The organism is Arthrobacter sp. BL-252-APC-1A, from assembly GCF_009696625.1.
In the GTDB taxonomy this organism is placed as follows: Bacteria; Actinomycetota; Actinomycetes; order Actinomycetales; family Micrococcaceae; genus Arthrobacter_B.
The window spans coordinates 1-8951 of sequence record NZ_VULS01000020.1 but is presented as its reverse complement, the minus strand read 5'-3'; the positions used below and the strand labels follow the sequence as shown (position 1 = coordinate 8951).

Annotated in this window: 9 protein-coding genes and 1 pseudogene; 8 read left to right on the top strand and 2 right to left on the bottom strand. The window is 66.1% G+C overall.

The window, feature by feature from the left end; translation table 11 throughout:
- Positions 1-128: 128 nt before the first annotated feature.
- The 5 genes and pseudogenes from FYJ28_RS16870 to FYJ28_RS16850 all read left to right on the top strand — a co-directional run.
- Positions 129-1970, top strand: a pseudogene (locus FYJ28_RS16870) (aldehyde dehydrogenase family protein); the annotation flags it as partial.
- 2 nt (positions 1971-1972) lie between these two features.
- Positions 1973-2782: an SDR family oxidoreductase gene (locus FYJ28_RS16865; RefSeq protein ID WP_326831796.1), complete on the top strand. Its 810-nt coding sequence runs from the start codon at positions 1973-1975 to the stop codon at positions 2780-2782.
- A 287-nt stretch (positions 2783-3069) separates the two neighbouring features.
- Positions 3070-3306 (top strand): hypothetical protein, encoded by a 237-nt coding sequence (locus FYJ28_RS16860; protein ID WP_055241528.1) that lies wholly within the window; start codon positions 3070-3072, stop codon positions 3304-3306.
- A gap of 126 nt (positions 3307-3432) precedes the next feature.
- Positions 3433-4479 carry an enoyl-CoA hydratase/isomerase family protein gene (locus tag FYJ28_RS16855; RefSeq protein WP_154580162.1) on the top strand — a complete coding sequence of 349 codons (1047 nt, stop codon included), beginning with the start codon at positions 3433-3435 and terminating at the stop codon, positions 4477-4479.
- 53 nt (positions 4480-4532) lie between these two features.
- On the top strand, positions 4533-5288 hold the full coding sequence (locus FYJ28_RS16850) for an SDR family NAD(P)-dependent oxidoreductase (RefSeq protein ID WP_154580161.1): 756 nt from the start codon (positions 4533-4535) through the stop codon (positions 5286-5288).
- A gap of 26 nt (positions 5289-5314) precedes the next feature.
- Here FYJ28_RS16850 and FYJ28_RS16845 read toward each other — a convergent pair whose 3' ends face one another.
- Positions 5315-5554 (bottom strand): hypothetical protein, encoded by a 240-nt coding sequence (locus FYJ28_RS16845; protein ID WP_055241533.1) that lies wholly within the window; start codon positions 5552-5554, stop codon positions 5315-5317.
- Positions 5555-5676: 122 nt separating this feature from the next.
- Here FYJ28_RS16845 and FYJ28_RS16840 point away from each other — a divergent pair, with 122 nt between their 5' ends.
- A complete protein-coding gene (locus FYJ28_RS16840; RefSeq protein ID WP_055241535.1) occupies positions 5677-6006 on the top strand; it encodes a DUF6221 family protein in 330 nt (109 codons plus the stop codon).
- A 98-nt stretch (positions 6007-6104) separates the two neighbouring features.
- Positions 6105-8234, top strand: coding sequence for a 4-alpha-glucanotransferase (gene malQ / locus FYJ28_RS16835; RefSeq protein ID WP_154580160.1), 2130 nt, complete (start codon positions 6105-6107; stop codon positions 8232-8234).
- Here the strand turns inward: malQ and FYJ28_RS16830 are convergent.
- Positions 8231-8734, bottom strand: coding sequence for a MarR family winged helix-turn-helix transcriptional regulator (locus FYJ28_RS16830; protein WP_055241538.1), 504 nt, complete (start codon positions 8732-8734; stop codon positions 8231-8233). The two genes, malQ and FYJ28_RS16830, sit on opposite strands and share 4 nt — an antisense overlap.
- A 91-nt stretch (positions 8735-8825) precedes the next feature.
- Here FYJ28_RS16830 and FYJ28_RS16825 point away from each other — a divergent pair.
- On the top strand, positions 8826-8951 hold a 126-nt coding region (locus tag FYJ28_RS16825), incomplete at its 3' end, for an SDR family NAD(P)-dependent oxidoreductase (RefSeq protein WP_154579204.1).

Genomic DNA, 8951 nt, shown 5'->3' with positions numbered 1-8951 from the left:
TAAACGGGCAGTACTGTGGGACACGAGAACCTCCGGGTTGGAGTGGGTCTTTGACAAGCCACATCCCACCCGGAGGTTCTCTTTCGTTCAACCAGCCACGCCGCTACCAACGTCCTGGCCGGGTACACCTAGGCGGTGCCGGACGGGCGGAAATCCTGCACCGGGCCGGGGACGTCCTGGAATCGCGGCGTGCAGAGCTGCTGGAAGTCATGGCAGCTGAAGCGGCCAAGACCCTGGACCAGGGCGACCCAGAGGTGTCCGAGGCCATCGACTTCGCCCGCTACTACGCTGAGCGTGCCCGTGAACTGGACGCGGTCGACGGCGCCCGGTTCCACCCGGCCCGCCTCACGCTCGTAACTCCGCCATGGAACTTCCCTGTGGCAATACCGGCCGGTTCCACGCTGGCAGCCCTGGCGGCGGGGTCGGCCGTGATCCTCAAGCCCGCCGGGCCGGCAGCACGCTGCGGGGCGCTACTGGCGGAAGCACTGTGGGAAGCCGGTGTGCCAAGGGACGTCCTGCGGTTTGTGCAGCTGGGCGAGTCCGAGCTGGGCCGTGAACTCATATCCCATCCGGCGGTTGACCGGGTCATCCTGACGGGCGCCTATGAAACCGCGGAACTGTTCCGCTCCTTCCGGCCGGACCTGGAGCTGCTGGCTGAGACTTCGGGCAAGAACGCGATTGTGGTGACCCCCAGCGCGGACTTTGACCTGGCCGCCCGCGACGTGGCGGCGTCGGCATTCGGGCACGCCGGGCAGAAGTGTTCTGCCGCCTCGCTGGTGATACTGGTGGGTTCAGTGGCTGAATCGCGCCGCTTTCACCACCAGCTGCTGGACGCCGTGCAGTCCCTGGTGGTGGGACAGCCGGAGGACCCCCGGACCCAAATGGGGCCCGTTATTGAACCTGCATCCGGCAAACTGCTGTGCGGACTCACCGAGCTGGGCCCGGGGGAGACCTGGGTGCTCCAGCCCCAAAAGCTCGACGCGGACGGCCGCGTCTGGACCCCGGGCATCCGATCCGGTGTGCAGCCGGGCTCGGAGTTCCACCTCACCGAGTACTTCGGCCCGGTACTGGGCGTGATGCGGGCTGAAACGCTCCAGGACGCAGTCCGGCTGCAGAACCAGGTGGATTATGGGCTCACCGCCGGACTGCATTCGCTGGACCCGGAGGAGATCAGCTACTGGACCGGGGCCGTGGAAGCGGGCAATCTCTACGTGAACCGGGGTATCACCGGTGCTATTGTCCGCAGGCAGCCCTTCGGCGGATGGAAGAAATCATCGGTGGGAGCCGGAACCAAGGCCGGTGGTCCCAACTACCTGCTGGGACTGGGCAGCTGGAGCACCGAAGCCTCGAAAGCCGACGCAGCTCCGGGCGAAAAGGTTGGCGCCCTGCTGGAGCAGGCCGGCAGCGCATCAGTGCTTTCCAGTACCGACCTGGGATTCCTGCACCGTGCTGCGGCTTCCGACGCCGCTGCCTGGGCGGACGAATACGGACAGGCCAAAGATGTCTCCGGGCTCACGGCGGAACGGAACCTTTTCCGCTACCTGCCGGTTCCCGTCCACGTCCGGCTGGCCGAGGCCGAACCGCTGCCGTCGGTGCTGCGCGTCCTCTCGGCGGCGCTGCTGGCGGAATCAGGGGTAACGGTCTCGGTGCCGGATGCGCTGGCTCCCGGCATTACCGCTGTCCTTGCGGCTTTTTCCTGTTCCGTCACGGTGGAAAACGACGCCGAATGGCTTTCGCGGGTGGCGGGCATGGAAACTCCGCCGTCCAGGATCCGCCTGCTGGGCGGAGACCGCCGCGCCTTGGCGGCAGCACTGGGAGGACGTCCGGACTGTGCGGTGTACTCGCAGCCGGTCACCGAATCGGGCCGAGTGGAACTGCTGCCGTTCCTGCACGAACAGGCGATCAGCATTACGGCCCACCGCTTCGGAACCCCCAGCGCGATTGCCGACACTGAACCCGGAAGGCCCTGAGCGTGGACAATCCCCTGCCGCTGGCAGGCCGCACCGCCGTCGTCACCGGAGTGAGCCGCCGCCAGGGCATCGGCTATGCCGTGGCTTCACGGCTCGCCCGGATGGGAGCGAGCCTTTTCACCGCCCACTACCGCCCGCATGACCTGGACCAGCCGTGGGGCGGGGACTCCCTTGACGCGGTCGCGGACGGGCTGCGCGGGCAACTCGCCCCGGATGCCGTGTTGGCACACCAAAGCACCAACCTGGCCGAACCGGATGCGGCTTCGGAGCTGATCCGCGCGGCGGCAGCAGAACTGGGTCATCTGGACATCCTTGTCTGCAACCACGCGCGCAGCGGCGGGGACGGCCCGCTGGCGGAGATGACTCCGGAGATGCTCGACGCCCACTGGCAGGTCAATGCCCGCTCCACGCTGCTCGCAACCCGGGAGTTCGCGGCGCAGCACGACGGCAGGCCCGGCGGCCGGGTCATCTGGATGACTTCGGGCCAGATCAACGGGGGAGTCATGGACGCGGAGATCGCCTATGCCACGTCCAAGGCAGCGCTGGCGGGGAGCACGGCATCTGTGGCCGCCGGGCTGGTCCGGCAGGGGATCATTCTGAACACGGTGAATCCGGGGCCCGTCAATACCGGGTACCTGGATGTGGAAACCGCGGACCGGCCTCCGGAAGTGCTGGCGGAGGTGCTTTCGCGTTTCCCCGGCGGACGGTTCGGCGAACCGGACGACCCGTCCCGGCTCATAGCCTGGCTGGTCAGCGACGAAGGCCGCTGGATGGTGGGACAGGTCCTCAGCACCGACGGGGGCTTCCGCTAACCGGGTTGGTTTTGTGTTTGCTCTGGTCCTCCGCGCACCTGGCTGCTACGGTGCTCGTCATGGACATGCTCATTTTCGAGTAGCGAACTGCGCGCCGGCGAAGAAACACCTTGTTGGATCCCGCCGTCCCGCACCGCTCTAAGCAGACCCCACATTAAACAGCTTGTTGAGGCTACGGCCTCCGAGTCCTTCCGTCTGCACCTCGAAAAATGCCGGTGGTTCACGCCGCGGCACGCCCGGAAGGGCAGAGACTGGCCCGGCAAGCCAGACATGAACTGGAGCACACCATGGCCAAGCCGTCCAAGAAACCCCAAACGCCCAACCAGGTAATTCCCGACCCGGACCTGCAGGTGAACATTGCCCCCGCAGCTGCCCGCCGGCTCAGTGAGGAAGGGATGCGGCGCCTTGCTGCAGCCCAGCAGCAGGAAGCCGGCCTTCCCGGCTGGCAAAGCCTGGGCAAGGGGGGAAAACCGAATCACGCCAATGGCAGACAGGGACCGCGCGAGCGTAAAGTCCGCTGGTAACCCGTCCGCCCACTGCAAGGCACCGGCCACGGACCAACCGCGGCCGGTGCCGCCGGCATGTTTGGCGTGCGGTTCAGGGGTCGCAGGAGTTGGGCTGGAAGGCGAATTCTTGGGATGCTTGCTCTCATGAGTTCTTCCCCCGCACCAGCAGCAGTCACTACCTCACCACACGCCACAGAGGAGCTGGAGGCCTGGACATCAGGGGGACTGGGAACAATTCGGCTGAACCGTCCGCGGGCCCTGAACGCCATGGACCGTTCCATGGTCGAGGCAATGGACCGTGTACTGCAGGACTGGGAAGCGGACGACAGCGTGCAGGCAGTGGTGCTCTACGGAGGGGGCGACCGCGGACTGTGTGCCGGAGGGGACATCCGGGCAATCGCCACCGGAACTGATGCCGAAGCCATGCGGTTCTGGAGCGCGGAGTACACCCTGAATGCCCGGGTTGCCGCCTTCCCCAAACCCTATGTTGCCGTCATGGACGGAGTGGTCATGGGCGGCGGCATCGGGGTTTCCGCGCACGCCGGCATCCGTGTGGTCACCGAACGCACCATGGCCGCCATGCCCGAGGTTCGGATCGGGTTCAGTCCGGACTGCGCCGGCGCACTCCTGCTGGCCCAGGCTCCAGGGGAACTTGGAACACACCTGGCCCTGACAGCAGGCACGATGTCCGGTGCTGATGCAGTGCTCTGCGGGTTCGCTGATTACTACGTGCCGTCGGACCTTCTCCCGGAGATGCTCGCTGCCCTTGAAAACGCCGGTGCCGATGCCGCGGACACAGTGGCAAAATTCGCCGTCGAACCTCCTGCCGCCCCGCTTGCAGCGGAGCAGGACTGGATTGACGAGTGCTATGCAGGCGCCGACGTCGCAGGCATTCTGGAGCGCCTGGACCAGCGCCCGGAGGCGGCTGCAGGAGAAGCGGCGCAGGCCATCCGGCAGATGGCACCGTTCTCCGTTGCTGTGGCATTGGAAGGAATCCGTGCCGCCTCCCGCGAACCAGACCTGGCGAAAGTGCTGCAGCGGGACCTTGTGATGGCCGAGCGGATGATAGGACGCCCGGACTTCCGCGAAGGCGTACGTGCCCGTCTGGTGGACCGGGACCGGCCTGTGTGGAATCCTTCGGAGCTTGCCGCCGTCGATCCCCGTGATGTTGCCTGGACGCTGGCCCTCTAAGACCCCCGGTGCCAGAATGGTGGCCACACAGGCCCCGGGCAAAGGACAGCACTATGCTGCTCAACGGCAGGAACGCCATCATCTACGGCGGCGGCGGATCGATTGGCGGCGCAGCCGCGCGTGCCTTCGCGCGTGAGGGGGCACGGGTCTTCCTTGCCGGGCGGCATCCGGAGCCGCTCCAGGAGGTTGCCGCGGAGATCCGCGAAGCCGGAGGGCTGGCGGAGACAGCGATCCTCGACGCCCTCAACCAGCAGGCAGTCAATGCGCACGCGGACGACGTCGCCTCCGAGGCGGGCAGCCTGGACATCTCCCTGAATGTCATTCAGCACGGTGACGTCCAGGGAACACCGATGGCCGCCATGTCTGTGGAGGATTACCTGCGGCCGGTCTCCACCGCGGTGCAGGCAACCTTCATTACGGCGCAGGCTGCTGCCCGCCACATGATGGAGCAGAAATCCGGGGTGATCATGGCCTTCGGCGGCTCCGGAACAGAGGACCGGGGGCAGTATCTGGGCGGGCTGATCACCGCCCTCGAGGCGATCGAGTCGATGCGGCGCCAGCTGGCCATTGAGCTGGGGCCCTACGGGATCCGGGTGGTGACACTGCGTTCCGGAGGGGTTCCTGAGTCGCTCCCCCGGGACATGGAAGGCCGTGACGACGTTGCCGGTGCCATCACGTCAGCTACGCTGCTGGGCCGGGCCGCCACCCTTGAGGACGTGGGAAATGCCGCTGTGTTTGCCGCCTCTGACATGGCTGCAAGCATTACTGCCACCACGATCAATATCAGCGCCGGTGCGCTGATCGACTAGGGCGGACCCGCCGCCTGCCGGGAGGGTCAGCGCTGGGTGCGCCAGATAGTGAAGTCCTCGGTGCTCACAGCCGTATGCATGCCGCTTTCCTCATCGTTGAGCCAAAGCGTGGCGAGCCCGGGGGCAGTGTCTCGGACCTCACCGCGGTAATAGACGTGGTCGCCGCTGCGGGCTTCAACGTAATCTCCGCGGTGGATTGAACTGATGTGGCGGACACGGCGGGCAGGGGCATTCGTGCGGCATGGTGACGTGCTGGCTGAGGGCAAACTAAACTCCTGGGGTGATCGGAAGGGGACCTAGTTATGTCAACCAGACAAGTGGGCCGAAATATTCCCGGATCGCGCAGGGACCCCTGCCGCAGGCTGTGCCCGGCGCGTAAAGTCTGGGCATGGACATCGTGGATTTCCTGCTGACGCGCTTTCACGAAGACGCCGCGGAGTCCCGCAAACTGCTCGGCGGCTCAGAGATATCCCTCTCGGACCGCTGGTATGAGGAGCGGCTCCTGCGGGAATGCGAGGCCAAGCTGATGCTGATCGACATCATCGGCGGCGCCCGCCGCAATGCCCTGTCCCGGATGCTGCAGGACACTGAGGCCGATACCCGGACCTACGCCGACGAGCTGGAATGGACCACCCTGGCGCTCGCTGCCCTTGCCGCACCGTACGCCGAGCACGTGGACTACCAGGACGTCTGGCGGCTGGTGGAAAAACGCCCCTGAAGTCCACCGCCCCGCCGGACTTCCCCGGCTTGCGTGCTGCGGCCCTGTCGCTGCGGTGCCTTTATGCCTAGATTGGCAGGCATGACTATGGAGACTTCATGACAGGGAACGACGACGCCGTGCTGCCGGACAGGGCACTCCTGGAGCAACTGGCGGAGGCAAAGCAGGTCGCTACAACCTTCACCGGCTGGGACGGCGGAGTGCAGCACGTTGCGGATGAGTCGCTGCAGACTATCCTGGCCGCCCGAGGTGCGCCCGCCGCAACAAGGGCACAGGCCCAGGCATCCCTGGAGGAAGCACTCCTTGCACCCTGGCGGAGCGCCCTTCCTCCCGCCGTGGTGGTGCGGCAGCAGCACCCGGCACCGGTACAGGTCCACCTTCCAGCAGGTGCACAGCCGCGGGCGTGGATCGTGCTTGAAGACGGTGGATCGATGCCGCTGTCCATTGCCACGGAGACAAGGGAAACAGCCGTCGTTGACGGGGCTGAACTCGAAGCGAGGCAGCTGCCGCTGCCGGCGGATCTCCCGCTGGGCTGGCATACACTGCATCTGGCCACCGGAGAGCTGAGCGCCGAATCCGTTCTGGCTGTCACGCCGGACACGCTGAAGACGCCGCCCACCGGGGACCGGGCCTGGGGCATGATGGCCCAGCTGTATTCAGTGCGCTCCGAACGGTCCTGGGGCATCGGAGACCTGGTTGACCTGGCGGATCTCACCGCCGTGTCCGGTGAAGCAGGTGCCGCCTTTATGCTGATCAATCCGCTGCATGCCGCCCAGCCGGTGCCCCCGGTGGAAGATTCACCGTACCTGCCGGCAACGCGGCGGTTCTTCAACCCGCTCTACATCAGGGTGGAGGCAATCAACGAGTACGGTTACCTCCGCGCCGAGGATCGTACCGCCGTCGAGGCTCTTGCAACTGTGCAGCAGGGCGTCAACCGTGACGCCCGCCTGCTGGAACGGAACACGTCCTACGCTGCCAAACTGCAGGCCCTGCGCATGGTCTACCAGGTGCCGCGCAGCCCCTCACGCACACAGCAGTTTGATCAGTTCGTGACGGAGGCCGGACCCGGTCTGGAGAGCTTTGCGCTGTGGTGCGCGCTCGCCGCCGAGTATCCGGCCGATGCGCCGGAGTGGAGCGCTGGCCTGCACAGTCCGCAGGTCCGCGCCAAGGAGGAAGAACTGGCCGCCGAGATCGGCTTTTACAAATGGCTCCAGTGGATCTGCGACGAACAGCTGGAATCCGCGCAGCGGGCAGCTACCCGCGCGGGAATGGGAATCGGCATCATCCATGACCTCGCCGTCGGTGTTCACCCCGGTGGCGCTGATGCCTGGACACTGCGCGACGTGCTGGTTCCGGAGGTGTCCGTGGGAGCGCCGCCGGACATGTTCAACCAGCTTGGCCAGGACTGGAGCCAGCCGCCCTGGGATCCGGACCGTCTGGCGCAAACCGGTTACGGCGCCTACCGGGACATGCTGCGCACTATCCTGCGCCACGCCGGCGGAGTTCGGGTGGACCATATCCTTGGCCTGTTCCGGCTCTGGTGGATTCCTCGGGGGCAGGCGCCCGGCCAGGGGGCCTACGTTTACTACGACCACGAGGCGCTCGTGGGGATCCTTGCGTTGGAAGCCCACCGGGCCGGCGCCGTCGTCATCGGTGAAGACCTGGGCGTTTTTGAGCCCTGGTTCCAGAGCTACCTGGCGGAACGGGGAGTGCTGGGAACCTCAATCCTCTGGTTTGAGCAGACGGAAGACGGGCCCCGCCCGCCGGCCGATTACCGGGTCGGAGCCCTGGCAACCATCGGCACGCACGATTTGCCCCCGGCGGCCGCCTATTCGGCCGGGGAGCACGTCACGCTGCGGGATTCCCTGGGCCTATTGAGCCGGCCGGTGGAGGAGGAACGGGAGCTGGACCGTGCCGCCACCGCACGCGTGCTTGAGCTGGCGGGCAGTGAGGGGCTGCTGGAAGCGGACGCTTCAGAGCAGGAGACTGTGGAAGCGCTGCACCGGCTAATCGCCCGGACGCCGTCGGTACTGGTGGGTGTTGGGCTGGCGGACGCCGTGGGGGAGCGGCGCACGCAAAACCAGCCGGGCACTTCCCGTGAGTACCCGAACTGGTGCATTCCGCTGGGGGGTCCCGACGGAAAGCCGGTGCTGGTGGAGGACCTTGCCGCCAATCCCCGGTTCGTTTCCCTTGCCCGGGCGATGAACAGCGCGCTGGCCGCCGGCTAGCCCTGCTGGTCGGCGAACGCCACCCGCCGAAGCAAGTCGCGCAACTGGTCCCGCTCTGCCGGGGACAGCGCACTCAATGCGTGGTCCCCGGCAGCCTGGACGATTGCCGCTGCTTCCGCGTACAGCCGCTTTCCTGCAGCTGTTGGCGTAATAATGTTGGACCGCCGGTCCCGTGGATCCGCCTTGCGCTTCACGGCGCCCCGCTTTTCGAGCTGGTCTACAAGAGCCACGATTTGGCTCGGATCCAGGAACAGGAACTCAGCAAGCTCACGCTGTGACGGGTTCAGTCCGCTGCAGACCAGGGACAGGACCGAATAGGAACGGACCTTCAAATCCAGGGCAGCGAGCTCTTCATTGGCGCGGCGGGAACCGACCGAACGTGCCCGGGCAGCCAGGAACTCCGTCTCATTTGCCAGCTCCGAAGAGTAGAGCCGTTCGATTCCTGTCTCGGCTGCCGGGGGTGTGGAAACGCGCGCGGTCCGGTGGGCGGTCTCAGTCATGGATCAAGAGTACGCCTGTTTTCAACTGTTGACTTTATCAATTATGTCAGTTGTCATGGTGTGAGACAGGACACATATTTGAGGAGTTGACATGTCCCTTTCGGGCAAAGTCGCGATTGTTACCGGTAGTGGGCGGGGTCTTGGGTTGGCGTATGCCCGGGAGCTGGCCCGGCAGGGTGCTGCTGTGGTGGTGAACGATGTTGAGGCGTCGGTTGCG